Source organism: Deltaproteobacteria bacterium (assembly GCA_016709225.1).
Taxonomy (GTDB): Bacteria; Myxococcota_A; Polyangia; order Nannocystales; family Nannocystaceae; genus Xiheibacterium; species Xiheibacterium phototrophicum.
Genome location: JADJEE010000012.1, coordinates 731797 through 752732, shown reverse-complemented (window position 1 = coordinate 752732; position 20936 = coordinate 731797). Strand labels below are relative to the sequence as shown.

Below are 20936 nucleotides of genomic sequence, written 5' to 3'. Positions count from 1 at the left end.
GCTACAGACCAGGGCGTGCACGGATGGCGGCCGTCGCCGCCATCGCACTACTTACCGACGTAGCGCTGCATGACCCCGCGCATGCGCGGGATCATGAGTGCAATCGCGAGCGAGGCCGCCACCGCACCGCCGAAGTTGATGAAGAAGATGACCGACTTGTGCTCGAAGGCGTCCATCAGACCCGAGAGGATGCCGGACAGCTTGTTGCCGATCGAAGTCGACAGGAACCACCCGCCCATCATCACGGCGGTCAGCCGCGGCGGGCTCAGCTTGGACACCAGCGACAGGCCCATCGGCGACAGGCACAGCTCGCCGACCGTGATCACGGCATAGGTGCCGCCCAGCCACAGCCACGAGGCCTTCTCGACGCCGTTGTGGGTGGCGTAGGTGGCCGCGACCATCACCAGGGTCGACAGCGCGGTGATGAACAGCCCGATCGAGATCTTGCCCGGAGTCGAGGGCTCCTTGCCGCGGCGGCTCGCCCACGCCCAGACCCCGACCACGAACGGCGTCAGCAGCACCACGAAGAACGCGTTGATCGACTGGAACAGCTCGGTCGAGAACAGCGGCTTCTTCACCTGCGGCGGCGGCCACTGCGACTCCGGCACGTTGTTGAAGTACGGGTGCGGACCCTCGACCTCGATGGGCTTGCCGTCGGCGTCGAGCTGGCGCACGCCGTGGGCGTCGGTCTTGGGCACCATGCGCGGCGTCGTGTCGACCTCTTCGACCAGATCGAAGGTCTTCGCGGCCGAGGCGACCGACGCCGGCATGTCGCGATCGGTGAAGCGATCGGCCCACACGGTCAGCGCCGAGCCGTTTTGGTGGAACACCGCCCAGAACACCACCACGACGCCGAAGATCGGCAGCAGCGCGCCCACGCGCTCGCGGTCCTCGCCCTCGGCCTTGCGCCACAGCGAGACGTAGAACCACACCACCGGTACGCACGCGAACAGGAACGCGTCGTTGCTGTGGGAGCCGAACACCGTCGAGCCCTCGCCGAGCAGCGCCGGCACGCCGAACCACCCCAGCACCGCGGCCGCGGCGGCGGGTCCGAGCACCTTGCCGAGGATGCGGCCGACCGGCTCGTCGCCGGGCTTGGTGGGCTTGATGACGTCGGCCTCGGCGACGTGCTTGCGGCCGGCGATGAACCACGCCACCCCGAGGAACATGCCGATGCCGGCCGACATGAACGCGGCCCACCAACCGATCTTGTTGCGGGCGACGGCGGCGACGAAGTTGCAGACGAACGCGCCGATGTTGATGCCCATGTAGAAGATGTTGAAGCCGGCTTCCTTGTACGGACGGAAGCGGTCGGTGTCGTAGAGGTTGCCGACCAGCGCCGAGATGTTGGGCTTGAAGAAGCCGTTGCCGATGATGATGAGCAGCAGCGACAGCCAGAAGAACAGGCCGTCGCCGGGGATCGCGAGCATGCAGTAGCCCACGCCCATCAACACGCCGCCCATGATGATCGAGCGCCCGTAGCCGAGCACGCGGTCGGCCAGCAGCCCGCCCGCGAACGGCGTCAGGTAGACCAGCGCGAGGTAGGTGCCGAAGATGTCCGACGCGTCGCGGTCGGACATGCCCAGGCCGCCCATCGCGGGATTCTCGGGATCCGCGGGGTCGGTCATGTAGAGCACGAAGATGCCGAGCAACAGGTAGAAGCCGAAGCGCTCCCACATCTCGGTGAAGAACAGGACGGGGAGACCTCGGGGATGCTTCTTGAACATGTTCGCGGGGCGTCGGCGAGGGCTGCAACGACGGCTGCGGCATGCTCACCTATCGCGGGCGCGCGCCGCAAGGCGGCGCGTCACCGAGGCCATGCGTACGGTCACATGGTAGATTGGGTGCTCCCTTGCCGAACGACGGGCCCACGAGCGACTACGACGAGGCGGAGCAGACGCAGCTCGGGACGCCGTACCTCGAGATCGTGCGCGGCGCCCAACCGGGGCCGCCCCGCCGCTTGGCCCCCGGCGTGTTCGTGATCGGACGCGATGCCGCCGTCGACGTGCCGATTCCGGTCGATGGCGTCTCGCGCAAGCACGCGCGGCTGGTGGTCGAGGCGAGCGGGGCGATCTTGCTGGTCGACCTCGCGTCGCGCAACGGCACGCACCTCAACGGCCGCAAGGTCGAGCAGGCCTCGCTGCGTGACGGCGACGAGCTGCGCATCGGGCCGGTGGTGCTGCGACTGCGCTACGTCGGTGCGCGCGGGCAAGCCGTGGCCGCGCCGGTGGCCGCGACCCCGGTGGCATCGGCTCCGGTGCCGACGCCCGCACCCGCACCCGCGTTGCCGCTGTCGCCCCGCGAGCTCGAGGTCGCACGCCTGGTCGCGACCGGCCTGACCAACGCCGAGATCGGCAAGCAGCTACACATCAGCCCGGCCACCGTCGGTCGGCACCTGTCGAACGTCTACGAGCGACTCGGCATCCACTCGCGGGCGGCGCTCGCAGCCCGACTGGGCCTGCCGACGTGACCGCGGGGGATCGCGCGGTCGAGCACAGACCGCGGCCGTGGAATCCCGCGCCTGCCGTCAGCAGTCCGGGTTCGCTTCGAGCGGTGTGCCGTACTCGTCGGTCACGGTGGTGTCGAGCACGGTGTCCGCGAGGCACCAGTTGAAGGCGTTGTCGTTGTCGTCGGCGCCGAGCGTGCTGCCGGAGAGCGACCAGGCGGTGCCCTGCGGCGTATCGAAGGGCAGCGTGGGAATCTCGTCGAGCACCATGGCTTCGCTGCGCACGAGCACCGTGTCGGGGTCGGAGTTGTTGAGGCCGGGGTTGGGGCCGTAGGCCGCCGTGGCTTCGAAGAAGTAGGGCCAGTCGCCGATGCCACGGGCGATCACCGCGTACTCGCCGGGGCCCACGAAGACGTCGTCGGTGATCCGACCTTGATTGCCGACGCTCTCGTCGATGTCCTGCACGTAGAGATCGAGCAGGTTGACGACCTGGCCGGTCGCGTTCCACAGCTCGACCCACTCGCAGGCGTCACCGGTGCAGTAGGGGTTCCACATCACCTCGGTGATCACGAGGTCGCCGGGCACGAGCTGGTCGACCGTGAGCGGCTCGGGCTCGCCGCTGCTCGACGACTCGCCGCCGCTCGAGCTCGAGGTCGCGTCGGGGGCGGTGGTGGAGCTGTCGTCGGCGCCGCCGGAGGACTCGCCGCTGTCCGCCGCCGTGGTCCCGCCGGTGTCGAGCGAGCCGTCGGTCACGATCGGCGTGGTGGTGGTGTCCCCGGCGTCCGTGCTCGATGCACCCGAGGTGGTGTCGCCGCTGCTGGTGCTCGGCTCGCCGCTGCTGCCGCCCTCGCCGATCGAGGCCGCCGTGGACTCCTGCGCCGGGGACTCCGAGAAGCAGCCCGATGCGATCGCGAGGGCGAGCGCCGGCGCACGCAGGTGGAGCCTGGCAGCGGGGCGGTGGGGTCGAGCGGGCACGCAGGGGGTCCGATTCAGACGGATGACGCGGGTCGGCCGTAGTTGTTGCATCGCGCCCGCGCATTCGTGGCCCCGCGCACGACGACCGTCACGGCGGTGCTTCTTCGCGTGCACGACCCGTCGTCTCGCTTGCACTCCGGCAGTTCGCCGGTCCGGCGCTGGTGCATGTGGATCGCCGCGCCGCGTCAGGGGACGTCGGTGTCGCGATCGTCGTCGACCGCATCGGCGTCGGCGGCGGTCGGTGCATCGCCGCAATCGAGGCGTCGTGGCACGGTGTCACCGGTCGCGAAGCGTCGCGCCGGCTGCAACCCGTCGTCGCCCACGATCCACATCACGCCACCGTCGTCGTCGACGCCGACCAACGCGACCGGCGCCTCGAGCTGCCACAGCGCGCCCAAGCGGATCACGCCGTCGCCGATTGCAGGATCCTGCCAACGCGCGCCGGCGTCGTCGGGCTCGCACGAGAACGGCACCCAACGCAGCGCCACCGGCACGCGATCGGTGACCAGCCCGATCGGCGCCCATGGGCCCTCGCCGCAGCCATCGAGTCGCCACCGCACGTCGAGCACGTGGCCGCCGAGATCGACCGCCTGCACGAACGGGGTGCCGCGGCCGGCGATGCAGCTGCGCTCGGGGCCGACCAGCGCGACCAGATCGGCGCCGGCCCGAATGCCCCGCTCGGCGAGCTCGCGATCGTCGAGATCGCCGCGGTCACCGACGGCAGGCACGTGGCTCGCGAATGCGGCGCGTCGCAGCGCCAGCTGATCGCGGCCCGCCTTCGAGCCGCCGGCGCGATCGATGCGCGGGCCGATCCAGCCGGGGTTGTCGTCGGGCATGGCCTCGTCGAACAACCACGCGTCCGCGCCACCGCCGATGCCGACCAGCTTGGCGGTGGCGAGCAGCTCCGCTGCCGTGGGTGCCGGTGTCGGATCGCCGGCCACCAGCATGCCGGCGACGAGGCTGTCGGACTTGGGCGCGGTGCGAGGCGGCCGCTCGGCCAGCACCGCGCTCGCGACCTTCGCTGCCGCGCGCTGCTTGTCACACGCGACCGTGCACAGCAGTGCCAACGCAGCGACACGTGCGATCACGGCGGAGCCCCCGAGGCGGCGGTGTCGGTCACACCCACCAGCCACGACGGTACCGTGAGGCGGTGCTGCGCCGCGACCACGCGCAGGCGGCGGGCCAGCTGGGTGGCCGCGTCGGAGGCGGGATCCTGCGCTGCGAGTGCCCGCACCAGCTCGGCGCCGGCGTCGAGCACCATCTGCGCCGCCGCGCTGCGATGGCTGGCGTTGCCACTGGTGGTGGCGGACGTCGGTCCCAGGCTCGCGAGCACCGACTCGCGGTGGGCGAGGCTGCGCTCGAGCGGCACGCGGGCCTGCGCGACGCGACCAAGCGCCAGCAGGCTGCGCCCCTCGTCGAGCCACACCGTCGCGCGGGCGTCGTCGTCGCCGTGGGTGCTCTCGATGGCCGCGAGCGCACGGCCGTCGTACTCGAGCGCGCCGTCGGCATCGCCGTGCTCGCGCAGCGCGGTCGCCATGCGCAGCAGCATCTCGACCACCGCGTTGGCGTCGGAGCGGTGGGCCTCGGCGACGATGACCAGCGCGCGCTCCCAGGTCGCGCGTGCGGCCGCGGTGCCCTCGCGCGGCAGCTGCAGCTCACCCAGGCGCAGCAGCGGCGTCGCCAACGTCGGGTGCTGCGGGCCCAGGCGGTCGCGCACCAGCTCGAGCGCGCGCGTGAAGTAGCCGGTCGCCGCCGGCACGTCGCCGCGCGCGGCCGTCAGCTCGCCCAGCTGCAGCAGGAGGTCGTAGCGCGCGGTGGTCGAGGCTCGTCGACGCTCGAGCTGTGCGAGCGCCTCGTGGTAGCGCGCGAGCGCGTCGGCGTCGCGCCCGGCCCGTGCGGAGATCTGGCCGGCGGTCGCGGCCACGCGCCAGCGCACCTCGTCGTAGGGCGTGCGCTCGACCAAGCTGCGCGCGTGGTCGAGGGCGCGGGTCGCCTCGTCGAGCTGCTTGCCGTCGGCGAAGATGGCGGCCAGCTCGAGCCACGCCAGCGCGAGCGCCTGATCGAGCTCGTTCTGGCTGGCCCGGATCGCGGCGTCGTGGAAGGCGTCGATGGCGGCGTCGTCACGGCCCAGCGCCCGCGCCGTCGCGCCGCGCAGCTGCGCCAGCTGCACCTGCACGCCCGCCTGCGCCAGACCGTCGGCGTCGCGCTCGAGCTCCGGCAGCGAGGCCTCGACCGCACGCGCGCGCCCGAGCTGCAGCAGCGTGGTGGCTCGAGCGATGCGCAGCCGCAGATCGTCGACTCGCGCGGGATCGACATCGGGACCGACCGCGAGCTCGAGCAGGCCCGACGGCCGCGTGCACACCCGCGTCGAGGTCAACGACTCGGCGGCCGCGAGCGCGCGCTCGTGGCCCTCGGCGTCGATCGACTCGAGCATCGCCAACAGCGCTCGCAGCTCGTCGAGTCGCACCGCCATGCACGCGCGACGCTCGGTGTAGAGCTCCTCCGAGGCCTCGCCGCGCACGCGTGTGACCTCGCAGGCCTCGACCTGCAGGTGCGACCACACCGCTGCCCACGCGTCGATGGCATCGCCGACCGCCCGCGCGTTGTCGACGGCATAGGCCGCGCCGTCGCCCTCGAACACCCGTGACAGCTCCGCGCGGCGACGGGCGTCCCACACCCCCTCGAGCTCGCTGCCGGCCTCGGCACAGCGCTGCTCGGTGCGATCGACCCACCACGCGCCGGCACCCGCGAGCGTGCCGACCACGGTGATCGCCGCGAGCCCTCGCTGCCATCGTCGACGGCTCGCCGCGGGATCGCGATCGAGCTCGCGGATGAGCCGTTCCATCGACGGCCAGCGATCCTCGGGGGCGATCTGCAGGCCGCGCAGCAACGCATCGCGCAGCTACGCTGGCACGCGGCTGTGATCGGGGGCGGTGCGCGGCGGGCCGTCGGCCATCTCGCCCGCGAGCGCGTTGCGGGTGTCGGCTGGCCACGGCCGCTCGCCGTAGAGCGCCTCGTAGAGCGCGACGCAGAACGAGAACTGATCGCTGCGCGCATCGGCTTCGGCGCCCGCGAGCACCTCCGGCGCGGCGTACTCGATGGTGCCGATCATCAACGGCGGCACCGCACCGTCCAGGCCCAGGCGCTTGCGCAGCCGCGCGACGTCTTCGGTGGGTGCATCGGGCGCGTCGATGACCGCCGGCGCGAGCGAGAAGTCGGCCACCCGCAGCGAACCCGGCGGGCCCAGCAGCACCTTGTCGGGGGTGAAGTCGCGGTGGAACACGCCCTGCGCGTGGGCGGCCGCGAGCGCGCGGCCGACATCGCGAGCGTTGCCGATCACGGCGCGCCAGGGGAACGGTTCGTCGCGCGCCTCCATCCACTTCGCGAGTTCGATGCCGTCGAACGACTCCATCGCAACGTAGACCCCGCCCTGCCAGGTGCCGACGTCGTAGACCGCGAGGATGCAGGGATGCGACAGCCGTGCGACCGCGGCCATGATGTCGACCACCGCGAGCTGCCGCTGTGCCGATTCGGGATCGTCGGTCGGTACCGGCAACAAACGCAGCGCGACCTTGCGATTGGCGACCACGTCGAACGCCGAGTAGATCGGCCCGAGCGCGTCCTCGCCGATGTGCGCGATGACCACGAAGCTGGCGATGGTGGTGCCGCGCGGCAGCGCCTCGATGGGCTCGCCACCCGGCAGCTCGAGGGTCTCCTCGTCGGCGGTGCCGAGCGCCGCGGCGCGCGTGCTGGCGATCGTGCGCAGCTGCAGCAGCTCGCTGGCCTCGATGGGCGGGGCCTCGATCGGCTGGGTCTCCTCCTCGAACGAGCCCGAGTCCGGCGCGTCGGGTTCGCGTTCGGGCATTTTCGGCGGGGGCTTCGAGGACGCTGTCGCGTCGGGCTCGACGTCGGCGTCGGGTGCCGCGACAGGACCGGGCTCGGCCGCGGCATCGTCGTCGTCGCGTGGGTCGCTCACCGGCGCGGACTATAGCGCGGGCGCCCGCGCGCAATCGGGTCAAGACGACCGCCGTGGACGGCCGAGCGCGCGATCGCGGCCCCCGGCGTGAACCCGCGCGGGTTTTGCAGGCCCCAGCGGCCCACGCTGGTAGGCTGCCGGTGATGCAGACCACGCGCGAGCGACTGCACGAATTCCTGTATCAGCCGCAGACCCGGGCCGCGCGGGCGTTCGACCTGTTCGTCATCGCGCTGGTGCTCGCGAGCATGGTCATGGTCGTGCTCGAGAGCGTGCCCGAGCTGCAGGCCGCCCACGGCCCGGTGTTCGAGCGCATCGAGTGGGTCGTCACGCTGGCGTTCACCGCCGAGTACCTGCTGCGGCTGTACGCCGCGCCCGTGCGCCTGCGCTATGCGCTGTCGTTCTTCGGCATCATCGACCTGGTCTCGACCCTGCCGCTGTACCTGGCGCTGTTCGTGCCCGGTGCGGCCTCGGGGGTGGTGCTGCGGGGCCTGCGGTTGCTGCGGCTGTTCCGGCTGTTCGGCCACGGGCGCTGGGCCGATCAGGGCGGGCTGCTGGTCCACGCGATCAAGGCCAGCGTGCCCAAGGTGGTCGTGTTCGTCTCGGCGGTGACCATCATCGCGGTCATCCTCGGCACCACCATGTACCTCGTCGAGGGCCCCGAGGGCGGCTTCGACACCATCCCCAAGGGGATGTACTGGGCGATCTCGACGCTCACCACGGTCGGCTACGGCGACGTGGTGCCGACCAGCATCCCCGGTCGCATGCTCGCGTCGCTGGTGATGGTGCTCGGCTACGGTGTGATCGCGGTGCCGGTTGGCATCGTGTCCTCCGACATCGCGCAGACCGTCGAGGCCTACCGCAAGCGCCTGGTGTGCAGCAGCTGCGAGGCGCGAGGCCACGCCGCCGACAGCCGCTTCTGTCGCCGGTGCGGCGCGCCGTTGACCGTGGGTGAGGCGCTCACCAGCTCGGGCAGCGTGCCGGTGGTGAAGCTGCCACCCGGCGAAGTGTGACGGCTCGCGGCCGCCTGCGTCAGGCGCGGCGCTCGATCTGCACGCGCGCGTCGTTGAAGGTCGCGCCGCCGCCGAGGTCTGCCAGCGTGTCGGGTGCGAGTGCGTTGGCGGTCGCGCCGTTGTCGGTGTGGTGCGACCACAGGCCCTTGGCGAGCACGGCGACGCCGGGGCGGACGTCGGCGTCGATGCTCACGCGGCAGTGGACCTCGCCTTGGGCGTTGAAGACGCGCACGCGATCGCCCTCGCGTAGCGATCGCGCCTCTGCGTCCTCGGGGTTGACGTGCACCGCGGCGGCGCGGCGGTCGAGCTGGCCGAAGGTGGAGCTGGTGCGCTGCGAGACCGCCGGCGAGATCAACGTGAGTGGAGCGTCGCCGTCGTGCTGCAGCTCGCGGTAGTGGTACAGCCCGCCGTCACACTCGCGGTCGAGCGCGTCGGGGCACAGGTGGACGCGGCGGTCGGCGGTGCCGGGGAAGACGTCGACGAACTGCACGCCGCCTGCGAGCGTGCCGAGATCGGCGGCCTCGAGCCCCGCGCGCGCGACCTCGGGCAGCGCGCTGTCCTCGAGGATGATGGCGGTCAGTGCCTCGACCCCGCGCGGATCGTCGGGCCGCGACAGGCCCATGCGGTCGCACAGCGCGGTGAAGACCTCGAGGTTCGAGCGCGCCTCGCCGCGGGGGCGCATCACCGGCCGGGCCCGCTGTACCGCAAGCGCACCGTAGCTGGTGCGCAGCTCGTCGTGTTCGAGGAAGGTCGTCGCCGGCAGCACCACGTCGGCCCACCGCGCGGTGTCGGTCATGACCTGCTCGAACACCACGGTGAAGAGATCGTCGCGCGCGAGCCCCTGCTGCACCGCGCGCTGGTGGGGCAAGGTCGCCAGCGGGTTGGAGTCGTACACGAACAACGCATGCACGCGGGCGGGCTGCTCGAGCAGCACGCGACCGACCTGGTTCATGTTGATCTCGACGGTTGCCGGCTCGGGCTCGGCGATGGCGCGCTCGCTGTGCAGCGCGAGCGCCCGCGAGTTGCTCATGGTGTAGCCGCCCGCGCGCACGCCGAACTTGCCCGCCAGGGCCGGCAGCGCCAGGATCGCTGCGATCGCGCTGCCGCCGTTGCGGTTGCGCTCGGGGCCCCAGCCGCAGCGGACGACCGCCGGGCTCGCGGCGACGTAGCGCGCGAGCAGCTCCTCGATCGCCGCCAGCTCGAGGCCGCAGACCTCGGCGGCGCGGGACAGACTCCACGCGCGGGCGCGCTCGCGGTAGCGATCGAGCCCGGTGCCGTGGGCGGCGAGGAACTCGAGATCGGCGTGGCCCCGCTCGAGCAGCGCAGCGCCCAGCGCCAGCGCCAGCGGCAGATCGGTGCCCGGTCGCACCGGCAGGTGGAGGTCCGCCTGCTTGGCCAGCGGCGTGCGCCGGGGATCGACGACCACCAACGTCGCGCCGTTGGCCCTGGCGCGCCGCAGCACCGGCACCAGGTGCGTGCCCGAGACCGAAGGGTTCGCGCCCCACAGCACGATGAGCGACGCGTGCGCGTAGTCGGGCAGCGCGACCCCGGGCATCTTGCCGTAGAGCCCCTGTGCAGCGCGCCCCGACGGCGCCGCGCAGACCGTCCGCGCCAGCCGTGCGGCGCCCAGCCGCCGGAACAGCCGTGCGTCGACGCAGTCGTGGGACAGCGCGCCGTTGCTGCCGCCGTAGCACAGCGGCAGGATCGCCTCACCGCCGTGGCGTGCCCGCACGTCGGCAAGGCCTTCCGCGACGCGATCGAGCGCTTCGTCCCAGCCGATCGGCGTGAACTGGCCGGCGCCCTTGGGGCCCGTGCGCAACAGCGGCGTGGCGATGCGATCGTCGCCGTCGAGGTGGCGTCCGAAGCCGCGGACCTTCGCGCACACGAACCCGGCGGTGAAGGGGTTGCGATGATCTCCGTCGAGCGCGACCAGGCGCCCGTCGTCGCCGACGGTGGCCGTGAGGCTGCAGCCGTCGGGGCAGTCGAGCGGGCAGGCGGTCGGCAGCGTGGTCGTCATCGCGCCAGGGCAGCTAGCGGCGCTCGGCCGCGCGCAGCGTGAGCACCTCGACGCCGTCGTCGGTCACCAGCACGGTGTGCTCGGTCTGCGCCGAGCGACGGCCATCGCGGGTCACTGCAGTCCAGCCGTCCTCGAGCACGTCGCACTGGTGGGTGCCCTCGTTGATCATCGGCTCGATGGTGAAGGTCATGCCCGCGCGCATGCGCAGGCCGGTGCCGCGACGCCCGACGTGCGAGACCTGCGGCGCGGTGTGGAACTCGCGGCCGATGCCGTGGCCGCAGAACGCCTCGACCACGCCGTAGCCGTGCTGCGTGTGGGCGTACTCGAGGATTGCGGCCCCGATGTCGCCGATGCGCTTGGCCGGGCCGACCTCCTGGATCCCCAGCCACATCGCGCGGCGCGTAACTTCGACAAGCTTGCGCGCCGACTCATCGACGTCACCGACGAAGAACATCTCCGAGGTGTCGCCGTGGAAGCCGTCGAGCAGGGTCGTGATGTCGAGGTTGACGATGTCGCCGTCGACCAGTACGCGGTCGCCCGGGATGCCGTGGCAGACCACCTCGTTGATCGAGGTGCAGATCGACTTCGGGAAGCCCTTGTAGTTGAGTGGCGACGGATAGGCTCCGTTCGCGACGATGAAGTCGTAGCAGATGCGGTCGAGCTCACCGGTGGTGACGCCGGGCTTGACGTACGGTTCGACGTGATCGAGCACGTCGGCCGCCAGCCGGCAGGTGCGACGCATCTTCTCGATTTCGGGCTTGGATTTGATGTCGATGGCCACGGGTGTGCGCGGGGGCGCGATCCATCGCGCTGCGGGCGCGACCCCTGGCGGAGTCTAGCAGGATGTCGCGGCGGCATGCCGGGGCAAGCGCACGTGCGCGGGCGCGAACGCGGCGGTTGGCACGCCGAGCATGGCTGTGCAACGCTCCCGCCCGCAATGTCCGATGGCGCCGCCCCGGCTGTCACGCGCACGGCGAGGCCGGTCTTCGAGGCACTGGCCTCGCGACGCTTCGTGGTCGTGAGCGGCAAGGGCGGGGTCGGGCGCACGACGGTCGCCGCGATGATCGGGCGCGAGCTCGCGACCCGCGGTGCGAAGGTGTTGGTCGCGACCACCGGCCACGACGATCGCCTGGCGTGGATGATGGGCGCATCGACGCTCACCGACCGGCCCGTGCGCGCGCCCTCGGGCGTGTTCGTGCAGCGGCTGTTCGCGCCGACCTGCATCCGCGAGTACGGCGCGCTGGTGATGCGCAGCGCCCGGGTTTCGAGCCTGGTGTTCGACAACCGCGTGGTCGCCAAGCTCATGCGCGCGATCCCGGGACTCGATGACTTCTCGCTGGTGGGCAAGGCCTGGCACGAGGCCTTCCGCGGCGGGGAGTACGACGTGGTGGTGTTCGACGGCCCGGCGACCGGGCACCTGCTGTACACGCTGGGCGTGCCGCGGGCGATCCTCTCGACCATCGCGCCGGGCCCGCTCACGCGCGAGGCCGAGCTGATGCAGAAGCACCTCACCGATCCGGCGCAGTCGTGCGCGGTGCTGGTGGGGCTGCCCGAGCGCTGGCCGCTGACCGAGCTCGACGAGCTCGCGGGCGCGCTGGGCCGCGACGTGGGCATCGCGGTCGCGGGCGTGTTCGTGAACGGCATGTGGCCGGCGCAGGCGCCCGCGGTGACGACGGTCGGCGACCCCGCGGTCGCAGCGTTGATCGAGCGCGCACGTCGGGTCACCGACGTCGGCGAGCGGCAGCGCGACGAGATCGAGCAGTGGCGCGCGAGCACCCAGACGAGCTGGCGCGCGGTGATCGGGCTGCCGTGGCGCTTCGACGGCATCGCGGGGCCCGACGCCCTGGCCGGCCTCGCGGCCGCGGCGACCTCGATCGATCAGGCCGGCGCGGTCTCGCCGGAGGTGTCGCCGTGAGGCTCGAGCTCGCACAGCAGCTGGCCGGCGTCGACGGTGTCGCCGGCCGCGACGGCGATGCGCACGACCTTGGCGCGCGCGCCCGAGCGCACCTCGTTCTCCATCTTCATCGCCTCGACGATGACGACCGCGGCGTTGGCCTCGACGACGTCGCCCTGCGCCACCAGCACGCGGACGATGCGGCCCGGCATCGGCGACTTCAGGGTGCGTCCGCCGGCGTCGTGGCGCGAGCGGCCGCCCAGGGCAGCGAGCGCGGCCTGCTGTGCGGTGACGACCGCGATCTCGTGCACGAGGCCGTCGAGGCCGGCCTGCTTGGGGTCGACGCCGGGCGCGATCGAGACCAGCGAGCGCGTGTCGTCGTCCTGCACGGCGATGCGACCGTCGGCACCGACGACCACCCGCAGCGTCACGCCGTCGACGACCGCGTGACCGTCGTCGACGATCTCGACCTTGTGCTCCCGCTCGCCCACGCGCACGGAAAAGCTCCGATGTCCGCTCACGAGCGCGACCCTAGCACGCGATGGTGGTGCCATGGCCGATGATCGCAGCGTCGCTTCGTCGCGGGCGACCCTCGAGATTCCCGCCTCGCGCAGGGTCGCGTTGGTGGTCGGGCCCGGCGGGGTCGGCAAGACCACGGTCGCCGCGGCCCTGGCCATGCGGGCGGCCGCTGCCGGGCGTCGCACGATCGTGGTGACGATCGATCCCTCGCGTCGGCTCGCGCAGGCGCTCGGGCTGCTGGCCCAGGACGGTCACGTCGCCGGTGACGTCGCGCGGGTCGAGCACGACGGCGTGCGACTCGACGCGCTGCTGCTCGACACCCAGCGCACGTTCGACACCATCGTGCGCGAGCACTCGCCCTCGAAGGCGGCCGCCGACGCGATGCTGGTCAACCCGATCTACCGCGCGATGGTGCGGTCGCTGGGCGGCGCGCTGGAGTACGCCGCGTCGGCGCAGGTGCAGATGTTGGCGTCGAGCGGTGCCTACGATCTGGTGGTGCTCGACACACCACCGACGGCGAACGCGATCGACTTCCTCGAGGCGCCGGCGCAGATCGCCGAGGTCGCCAACAACCCGGCGGCGAAGTTCCTCGCGCAGTCGGGTCGCATCGGCATGCGCTTCCTCGGCCTGGGCAGCGGGCTGGTGATGAAGGTGCTCGAGTCGGTCGGCGGCGGCGCGTTCGTGGGCGACCTCGGCCGCTTCCTCGGCGACTTCGGTGCCGTGCTCACCGAGTTCCAGCACCGCGCCGGTGAGCTCGCCGACCTGCTGGTCTCGCCCGGCACCGGCGTCATCCTCACGACGGCCGCTACCGACTTCAGCGTGCGCGAGGCGCTCGCGTTCCTGGCGGTGCTCGCCGAACGCAAGCTGCGTATCGACGGCGTCGTGTTCAACCGCGTCGACGCCGAGGTGCCGCCGTGGCCAGGCGACGACGCCGTGACGGCCGCGCTCACGGCCGCGGGCGTGACCGATGTGGTCGGCGAGCGCGAGCGCCTGCGGGCGCTGCGGGACGACATCGCCCAGCACGAGCGTCTCGCGATCGACGGCGAGCGGGCACTGCGGACCCGCTGGCCGCGCACGCCCGTGGTGGTGGTCCCGCGCGTGGTGCCACCGCCGTCGAGCCTGGCAGATCTGCGCCGGCTCGGCGACACGCTCTGGGTGTGAGCAGGCGGCGCCCCTGGCCCAGACTCTTTTGTCCGATCCGCGGCGCCCGTGCACTCGTCCGTCGGGGGTCGACCGCATGGGAGTGAAGACGATTGCTCTGCTGGCGTGCGTGTTGCCAGCAGGCTGCTACCACGGGCTCGGCGCGGGGCCCGATGGCGACGTCGGGGTCGGCAGCGACGGGGCCGCCAGCGACGGCGCCCAGACGGCCGCCGGCTCCGACACCGGTGATGGCGATGGCGATGACGATGACGCGTGTGCAGCTGCCGCCCCCGACGCGTTGCGGCGGCTGACGGGCTCGCAGTATGCCCGCTCGGTCACCGCGCTGACCGGGATCGAACTGTCCGCCGCGTTGCTCGGATTGCTCGCGCCAGTCGAGCCGCCACTCGATGCGTTCGAGAACCTCGCCGATACGCTGCTGGTCCGGCAATCCGACGCCGAGGCCTACCAGCGCATCGCCGAGTCGGTCGCGCGCGAGCGGTTCTCGGGTGACGACGCGACCATCGCCGCGTGGGTCGGATGCGCCAGCAGCGAACCGACCTGCCTCGAGAACTTCATCGAGCGGTTCACACGACTGGCGTATCGCCGGCCCGTCACCGCCACGGAGCGCGCGAACCTGCGGGCACTCGCCGATGCCGCCGTCGATGCCGGGGGCATCGGGCCATGGGCGCCCTGGTCGACCGTGGTCGAGGCGGTGCTGCAATCGCCGAAGTTCGTGCTCGTGGTGGAGCCGAGCTCGGAGATCGCCGACGAGCGCCTGCCGCTCGACGACCACCAGATCGCGACCCGACTCGCGCTCGCGCTGTGGGACCAGATCCCCGACGCCGATCTGCTCGATCACGCCGATGCCGGTGCCTTCACGGATCGCACCGAGCGCCTCGGGATCATCGCGCAGATGCTGGATGACCCCCGGGCCGAGACCGCGGTGCGCCAGTTCGCGAGCCGTTGGTTCCGCGTCGACGCGATCGACGGGGCCGACTTCGTCGAGGCTGCGAATGGGGAGGCTGCGGCCCTGCGCGCCGACGCCAAGGCCGAGGTGCTCCGCCTGCTCGACGCCCACGTCGTCCAAGGCGATCTGCGCGAACTCTATACATCGCAGCACGCCGCCATCACGCCCGCACTCGCTGCGATCTACGGCGTCACGCCGGGCGAGGACGTCGAATTCGCGCCCGATGACCACCGTGGTGGTCTGTTCGGCACCGCCGGATTCCTGGCGATGACGTCGTCGGGCACCCACGCGTCGCCGGTCCAACGCGGCGTGTTCGTGCGGCGCGTCTCGCTGTGCAGCGAACCGCCGCCGCCGCCGCCCGGGGTCCCGATGGACGACGCGACCTCGGACGAGCATTCCGCCAATCCAGCCTGCTGGGGGTGCCACGTCGCCCTCGATCCGATCGGTTGGGGCCTCGACCGCTACGGGCCATCGGGCTCGCTGCGAACCGCTGCGCCCGACGGCCGGCCGCTGCATGAATCGGGCTACTTCGACGAAGGGGCTGACCTCGAGTTCGCCGACGCCGCCCAGCTCGGCGCGGCCGTGCTCGCGCACCCGAGCTTCGTGGGCTGCGCGGCCGAGAATGCCATGAAGTGGTTCTACGCCAAGATTCCTCGCGCGGCCGAGACTTGCGTGGCAGAGGCGTCGACACCGGCGTTCATCGCCGCGGAGTTCAACATGCGTACGCTCGTGCGCGAGCTCGTCGGCGACGACGCGATCACCCGGCGGGTGATGCCGGCGGCAATTGAAGGAGGTGGATGATGTCGCGCTCGAAATCGAAGGTTCCCGCGTCGCTGGCTCGAGGGGGCCGGCGGGCGTTCCTGCGTTCCGCCACCGTGGGCATCGGACTCGCGTTGCCAGCGTTCGAGCTACTGCGCCCTGCACCGGCGCGTGGTGCCACGCCGCGCAAGAAGCTCGCGCTGTTCCACTTTCCCAATGGTGCGCACCCGGAGGACTGGTCGCTCGGCCCGGTCGGCGAGATCGCCCAGCTGCCACCGATGTTCTCGGCCCTCGAGCCGCGTCGCGCCGAACTCACGGTCGTCAGCGGGCTCAGCAGCGTCGCCGCGGGCGCGGACTATGGCTGCTCGTCGGGGTCGCCGCACATGCTGCCGGTGCTCACGTGCATGACCGGCCTGGGGCTGTCGTGCACCGAGACCAACTGGCCCGCTGGTCGGTCGATCGATTTTGCGGCCGCGGAGGTCCTCGGCCCGACCGCGGTGCCGTCGCTGTACGTGCGACCCTACGGGGCCGGCTACAACCCGTCGGTCACGGCAGCCGGGGGCGGCACCGGGGTCACGCCGATCACCCGGCCGAGTGTGCTGTTCACCACATTGTTTGCGGACGGCAGCCTGACACCGGAGGCGCTGGAGCAGCTGCGCGCGCGCCGGGTCAGCATCCTCGACTTCGTGTCCGACGAAATCGATGAGCTCGAAGCTGCGATGGGCACCGCCGATCGCCAGCGGCTGGAGCATCATCTCGACACGGTGCGCCAGCTCGAAATCGAGGCCGATCTTGCCGCGCAGGCCTGTACGGCCCCCGATGCCCCGCCCGGTAGCGATCCCGCCGATCCGCCCGATGCCGAGCTGCCAGCGCGTACCGATCTGCTCATGGACCTGGCGGTCACCGCGCTGCGCTGCGACATCACCGACGTCCTATTGTTCTCGGTTGGCATGTCGCAGGGCACGCCGACGTATTCGTTCCTCGACGCCGGCACTCCGCTGGCTGATGCCCATCAGACCTCGCACCTGCAGGCCGGTACCACCGATGAGGAACGGCGATTCTGGTGGCTCGAGACCAACCGCTATCACATGTCGAAGATGGCCCGGCTGCTCGACCTGCTGCACGGCGACGACGGTGGTGCGCCGATCGTCGAACGCACGGTGGTGGTCGGGTTCTCGGAGATGGGGTTCGGCGCCAACCATAGCCCGTACAACCTGCCGTGCATCGTCGGCGGAGCCGGTCACGTCGGTGGCCGCCACCTGCACGTGCCGTGCGCAATCGTCGACCCCAGCTACCCATCCTGGGCCTACGGGCCGTACAACCTCGGTTGCACCGACGCCGTCGCAGCCACGCCGATCGCAAACCTCTGGGCCACGGTACTCGGAACCCTCGGTGCCGATGCGCCGAGCTTCGGCGAGTCGACCGATGTGATCGACGGATTGTGGTGAGCCGCCGCGCGGGGCGAGCCTGGTCTCGATCCATGGCTGGCCCCACGCTGGCCCACGCTCGACCCGACCACTTCAACGCCGTCGACGCGCCCGACGACGCAGTGCGGTCACGAACAATGCCAGCACCGCTGCCCCGCGCCCGTGCTCGCGCCCGCGTGTGCGACAGCCGCACCCCGAATTCTCGTCGCCAGCCGCGTCCGATTGGCCGCCGGCCTCGCCGGAGATCGATTCCGCCGAGCCGCCGAACTCGGCGGCTCCGACCTCGCCGCCCGATTCATTGCTCGAGCCACCGTCGCTGCTCCCGCTCGTCGAACCACCACCACCACCCGGACCCCCCGGACCCGGATCACTGGGATCACCCGGGCCGGCGCAGTCGTCGTCCTTGGTCGCCTGTTCGAGCGGGCAGCCCGGGTTGTCACCTGCGCCGGCGTAGGCCCCACGGAAGGTGAATCCGCCCTTGGGCTGGCCATTGTAGTCGCGGTCGTAGTCGACCTGGTCGGCGAACTTCTCGAGGTCGAGCGCGGGACCCTCCACCGCGCCTGGGAGCGGGTAGAAGTCCATCGCGCCGAGGGCTGCTGCCGGCATCTGCACATAGTTCGCGGCCTCGGCCAGCGGGGCGAACAGGTTGTCGCGGGCATCGGTGATGGGGCCGGTGAACGGCGTGGTTGCGAAGATCAGATTGCCGACCACCGCGTCGTCCTGCGTCGCCATGTTCACGAAGGAGATCGCCGTGCCCTCCGCGTAGAAGGTGTTGTTGTAGACGTGCATGAGCTTCACGTCCTTGCCGGCGTGGTTGCGGATGACCAATGCCGGGATCGCTGCCGACGATCCGATGAAGATGTTGTCGTGGATCGAGGCGCGTCCCGAGGCCTGCATCAGGGCCTCGCGCGAGTTGTGAAACAGCAGATTGCCGTAGACGTGGTACATGTCCTCGCTGCCCGGTCCCCCCTCGGGGAACCCGCCGACCAGGAGATTGGGACGATCGCCGTCCTCGCTCGCGCGATCGTCCTTGATGAATACATTGTTGCGCACGATGGTCACGTGTGGACCGGGTTCGAGGCTTTCGGGCTGGGCGTACTCGACCTGGTGCTTGATCTGCATGTCGTAGCCGACCGCGTTCACCACCAGGTTGTTCTCGACGACTCCGGCGATGAACTGCATGTCGCCGCTCGAGCCGCCGAGGTACAGGCCGGTCCCCGGCTCGAGGATCGTGTTGCCGCGAATCGTCCAGTGGTACGCCAGCGACTTCGTGTTGATCCCCACGATCGACTGCGAGCCGGGCGGAAAGTTCTGAATGGTGTTGTTCTCGATCAGGATGTGGTGGCTGACGCTGTCCTTTGCGTTCACGCCGTCGACGAACAGTCCCTGCAGGTCGATGGTCAGGTTGCGGATCGCGACGAACGAGCTGTCGTACAGCTGCACGGTGTTGCAGCACGACTCGCTGCCGATGATCGCTGGTGCTCCGCTAGCAGGTCCCTCGACCGTGATCCAGGCGTCGGCGGTCCCGTGGATCCCGCTGATGAGGATCCGGTTGTAGGTCCCCGCGGCCAGCTGCAGCGTGTCACCGGGTTGCAGTCCGGCGATGAGTTCCTGGTAGTTGCTGGGATCGGCGGGAATCTCGGCGGCGTCCGCCCGCGCACTCGTGCCGCCCACGATCGTGGCGATCGCGAGACAATGGGGGAACCACGCCACGCGATCGCGTGGCACTCGTTCGACGATCATGTGACCTCCGGGGTGCCGGCCGATGCTAGGGATCGGCGGTGTTCAGACTCGTCAGGCGTCGACGTAGCGTCGCCACCCGACCATCGCGGGGATGGGCGCGGACGAACGCGTCGATCGCCGCGCGCTCGCCAGCTTCGTCACCGAGCGCCCGTGCGGCGCGCACGAGCCCGTGCCGCGCCTCCGGTGCCAACGATCCACCGCCTTCGGCGAGATAGCGGCGAAACCACCGCGCCGCGGCGCGCGGGTTGCTGAGATGGCCGATGTACAGATCGCCGAGCGAGACGCAGGCCGCGTGGGCCTCGGCCGCGCGGGGATGGCTGGCGATCAAGTCCTCGTAGGCGCGCGCCGCCTCGCGGAGCTCGCCGCGACCCAACGCTGCCCGGGCGTCGCCCAGCAGGCGCATGGCCGAGCGCCGCGGTGGCTTGGTCGTGGGCGTGCGCACCGACGCCTGGTCGTCTGGCACTGGCGGTGGCGGTGCGGTGAATGTCGGCGAGGCCGCCGGCAGTTCGGCCCCGATCGCAGCCGCGGCCGCGGCCGGCTGCGCGTCGACCGATGGCTCCCCGTGGGCCTGCGCGTCGCCGAGCCGTGCACGGCGAAGCAACGACCAGTCGCGCGCCACCGAGTCGGCGCCGAGGGCATCGACGTGTAGACGGCCGGCACGCTGCGACGCCCCTTCGCCCGCGACCAGCGGCTGCTCCTGTCCGTCGGCCTCCACGGCGACCTTGCCCTCGAGCACGGCGGTTCTCGCGAATCCATCCTGCACTTCCAACGACAGCGCGGTGCCGACCGCGGTCGCCCGCATGCCGCCGCCCATCAACCGGAAGTGCATGCCGGTCGGCAGGGGATCGAGCGCCGCGACGACCCGTCCACGCGTGACCTCGAGGCCGATCTCGGCCTCGTCGAGTGCGGCGATGCGGACCGAGCTCTGCGCGTCGATGCAGGCGTCGATCTGTGGATCGAAGTGCAGGCAGGCCGTCGCATCGGCGCCGGGCTCGATGACCGAGCCGAGCGTGAGTGCGACCGGAGCGTCGCCGACGGCGATACCGTCCACGCGCACGTCACCGGTGATGGTGGCGAGGGTCACGACGGGTGGTGTCACGGCGCGCGGCGGCACGGCCCACACCAGCACCAGCAGCAACGCGACGGCCATTGCGGTCACGCCGCTGGCGATCAGGCCGACCCGGCGCCAGGTCGATGACCGCTGGGGTCGCGGGGCCGGCTGCGCGCGCAGCCTGGGCTCGCCGAGGCGTTCGAGCGTGGCCGCGGCCAGGGCCCGCGCCGCCGCGTCCACACCCGGGGCGTCGAGCAACCCACCGAGCTCGTCGAGAAGCGCGAGCTCGGCGCGTCGGTCGTCGTCGCTGCCACAGGCGATCCGCAGGGCCGCTTCGTCGTTCACGTCGCCGTCGACGACGCATGCGAGCACCCGCTGCTCCCACTCGTGTGCGTCGCTCATAGCGCACCTCGAAGCGGTACGGTGCGCAGCCGGTCGCGCGCGATCGCCTTGCGGATCGTGCGCAACGCCGCGTTGATGCGGTACTTCACCGTGCTCTCGCCGACGCCGGTGAGCGCCGCGATCTCCGGGATCGAGTGATCGGCCACGTGGCGCAGAACCAGGGCCTGGCGCTGATCCTCGTCGAGCGCCGCGAGGTAGTGCAGGATGGGCTTCGGGACCGCGTCGGGCATCACCATCGCCACGGCACCGGCGAGTTCATCGGGATCGATGCGCCCGGCCGTGTGCGCATGCGTCCGCTCGCGGGTGGCCATCCGCAGTGCGACGCGGCTGCAGATCCGATCGCACCAATACTCCAGCGAACAGGCGCCACGGAACCCGTGCGCACCGCGGAGCAACTCGAGTAGGCTCTGCTGGGCCGCATCCTCGGCAACGGAGCCGCTGCCGAGCAGTGCCGTGGTCAGGCGACGGACGCGCGTCGCGAGACGAAGCGCAACCATGCGGCACGCCCGCGGGTCGTCGGCCGCGACGCGCTGCATCAGCCGATGATCCTCGGCATGCGGCTGCGCGACGGTGCTCGAGCTGGGGGCGCCCATTCGTTCACCCGTCATCG

17 protein-coding genes are annotated in these 20936 nt (G+C 71.5%); 6 read left to right on the top strand and 11 right to left on the bottom strand.

Annotation, left to right across the window (positions count from 1 at the left end; genetic code table 11):
- Positions 1–47: 47 nt before the first annotated feature.
- Complete coding sequence (locus IPH07_28120) at positions 48–1727, bottom strand: peptide MFS transporter (protein ID MBK6921296.1); 1680 nt, start codon at positions 1725–1727, stop codon at positions 48–50.
- A gap of 347 nt (positions 1728–2074) precedes the next feature.
- Between IPH07_28120 and IPH07_28115 the strand changes: the two genes are divergently transcribed.
- Positions 2075–2470 carry an FHA domain-containing protein gene (locus IPH07_28115; GenBank protein MBK6921295.1) on the top strand — a complete coding sequence of 132 codons (396 nt, stop codon included), beginning with the start codon at positions 2075–2077 and terminating at the stop codon, positions 2468–2470.
- Positions 2471–2527: 57 nt separating this feature from the next.
- Here IPH07_28115 and IPH07_28110 read toward each other — a convergent pair whose 3' ends face one another.
- From IPH07_28110 to IPH07_28095, 4 genes are all read right to left on the bottom strand, one after another.
- Entirely contained in the window at positions 2528–3421 is an 894-nt protein-coding gene (locus IPH07_28110) for a lamin tail domain-containing protein (protein MBK6921294.1), read from the bottom strand.
- 185 nt (positions 3422–3606) lie between these two features.
- Positions 3607–4509, bottom strand: coding sequence for a hypothetical protein (locus tag IPH07_28105; protein ID MBK6921293.1), 903 nt, complete (start codon positions 4507–4509; stop codon positions 3607–3609).
- Positions 4506–6266 (bottom strand): tetratricopeptide repeat protein, encoded by a 1761-nt coding sequence (locus IPH07_28100; GenBank protein MBK6921292.1) that lies wholly within the window; start codon positions 6264–6266, stop codon positions 4506–4508. The genes IPH07_28105 and IPH07_28100 overlap by 4 nt, the downstream gene beginning before the upstream one ends.
- Before the next feature lie 57 nt (positions 6267–6323).
- Positions 6324–7397 (bottom strand): serine/threonine protein kinase, encoded by a 1074-nt coding sequence (locus IPH07_28095; GenBank protein ID MBK6921291.1) that lies wholly within the window; start codon positions 7395–7397, stop codon positions 6324–6326.
- Between the two features lie 143 nt (positions 7398–7540).
- Between IPH07_28095 and IPH07_28090 the strand changes: the two genes are divergently transcribed.
- On the top strand, positions 7541–8407 hold the full coding sequence (locus tag IPH07_28090) for an ion transporter (GenBank protein ID MBK6921290.1): 867 nt from the start codon (positions 7541–7543) through the stop codon (positions 8405–8407).
- Positions 8408–8426: 19 nt separating this feature from the next.
- On the opposite strand, the gene IPH07_28085 is transcribed toward IPH07_28090, so the two are convergent.
- A complete protein-coding gene (locus IPH07_28085; protein ID MBK6921289.1) occupies positions 8427–10424 on the bottom strand; it encodes a molybdopterin-dependent oxidoreductase in 1998 nt (665 codons plus the stop codon).
- A 13-nt stretch (positions 10425–10437) separates the two neighbouring features.
- Entirely contained in the window at positions 10438–11205 is a 768-nt protein-coding gene (map, locus tag IPH07_28080) for a type I methionyl aminopeptidase (GenBank protein ID MBK6921288.1), read from the bottom strand.
- Between the two features lie 156 nt (positions 11206–11361).
- On the opposite strand from map, the gene IPH07_28075 reads away from it, so the two are divergent.
- Positions 11362–12339: a hypothetical protein gene (locus tag IPH07_28075; protein MBK6921287.1), complete on the top strand. Its 978-nt coding sequence runs from the start codon at positions 11362–11364 to the stop codon at positions 12337–12339.
- On the opposite strand, the gene IPH07_28070 is transcribed toward IPH07_28075, so the two are convergent.
- The gene (locus tag IPH07_28070) at positions 12303–12872 is read right to left on the bottom strand and encodes a hypothetical protein (protein ID MBK6921286.1); all 570 of its coding nucleotides are present in this window, start codon (positions 12870–12872) and stop codon (positions 12303–12305) included. The genes IPH07_28075 and IPH07_28070 overlap by 37 nt on opposite strands.
- Between IPH07_28070 and IPH07_28065 the strand changes: the two genes are divergently transcribed.
- From IPH07_28065 to IPH07_28055, 3 genes are all read left to right on the top strand, one after another.
- Positions 12871–13998, top strand: a complete 1128-nt coding sequence (locus IPH07_28065) for an AAA family ATPase (protein MBK6921285.1) — start codon at positions 12871–12873, stop codon at positions 13996–13998. The genes IPH07_28070 and IPH07_28065 overlap by 2 nt on opposite strands.
- Before the next feature lie 82 nt (positions 13999–14080).
- Complete coding sequence (locus tag IPH07_28060; protein ID MBK6921284.1) at positions 14081–15745, top strand: DUF1592 domain-containing protein; 1665 nt, start codon at positions 14081–14083, stop codon at positions 15743–15745.
- A 74-nt stretch (positions 15746–15819) separates the two neighbouring features.
- Positions 15820–17151 (top strand): DUF1552 domain-containing protein, encoded by a 1332-nt coding sequence (locus IPH07_28055; protein MBK6921283.1) that lies wholly within the window; start codon positions 15820–15822, stop codon positions 17149–17151.
- A 72-nt stretch (positions 17152–17223) separates the two neighbouring features.
- On the opposite strand, the gene IPH07_28050 is transcribed toward IPH07_28055, so the two are convergent.
- From IPH07_28050 to IPH07_28040, 3 genes are read right to left on the bottom strand one after another with little or no spacing between them, the layout of a single operon-like run.
- Positions 17224–18873, bottom strand: coding sequence for a hypothetical protein (locus IPH07_28050; protein MBK6921282.1), 1650 nt, complete (start codon positions 18871–18873; stop codon positions 17224–17226).
- 25 nt (positions 18874–18898) lie between these two features.
- On the bottom strand, positions 18899–20326 hold the full coding sequence (locus IPH07_28045; GenBank protein ID MBK6921281.1) for a hypothetical protein: 1428 nt from the start codon (positions 20324–20326) through the stop codon (positions 18899–18901).
- Positions 20323–20637, bottom strand: coding sequence for a hypothetical protein (locus tag IPH07_28040; GenBank protein MBK6921280.1), 315 nt, complete (start codon positions 20635–20637; stop codon positions 20323–20325). Before IPH07_28040 ends, IPH07_28045 begins: the two co-directional genes overlap by 4 nt.
- Positions 20638–20936: the final 299 nt, after the last annotated feature.

What these genes read in the sequence shown, in the direction of transcription:
- IPH07_28120 (MBK6921296.1), bottom strand. Translation starts at nt 1,727, where the DNA reads ATGTTCAAGAAGCATCCCCGAGGTCTCCCCGTCCTGTTCTTCACCGAG.
- IPH07_28065 (MBK6921285.1), top strand. Translation starts at nt 12,871, where the DNA reads ATGGCCGATGATCGCAGCGTCGCTTCGTCGCGGGCGACCCTCGAGATT.
- IPH07_28085 (MBK6921289.1), bottom strand. Translation starts at nt 10,424, where the DNA reads ATGACGACCACGCTGCCGACCGCCTGCCCGCTCGACTGCCCCGACGGC.
- IPH07_28090 (MBK6921290.1), top strand. Translation starts at nt 7,541, where the DNA reads ATGCAGACCACGCGCGAGCGACTGCACGAATTCCTGTATCAGCCGCAG.
- IPH07_28070 (MBK6921286.1), bottom strand. Translation starts at nt 12,872, where the DNA reads ATGGCACCACCATCGCGTGCTAGGGTCGCGCTCGTGAGCGGACATCGG.
- IPH07_28050 (MBK6921282.1), bottom strand. Translation starts at nt 18,873, where the DNA reads ATGATCGTCGAACGAGTGCCACGCGATCGCGTGGCGTGGTTCCCCCAT.
- IPH07_28045 (MBK6921281.1), bottom strand. Translation starts at nt 20,326, where the DNA reads ATGAGCGACGCACACGAGTGGGAGCAGCGGGTGCTCGCATGCGTCGTC.
- IPH07_28100 (MBK6921292.1), bottom strand. Translation starts at nt 6,266, where the DNA reads ATGGAACGGCTCATCCGCGAGCTCGATCGCGATCCCGCGGCGAGCCGT.
- IPH07_28075 (MBK6921287.1), top strand. Translation starts at nt 11,362, where the DNA reads ATGTCCGATGGCGCCGCCCCGGCTGTCACGCGCACGGCGAGGCCGGTC.
- IPH07_28040 (MBK6921280.1), bottom strand. Translation starts at nt 20,637, where the DNA reads ATGGCCACCCGCGAGCGGACGCATGCGCACACGGCCGGGCGCATCGAT.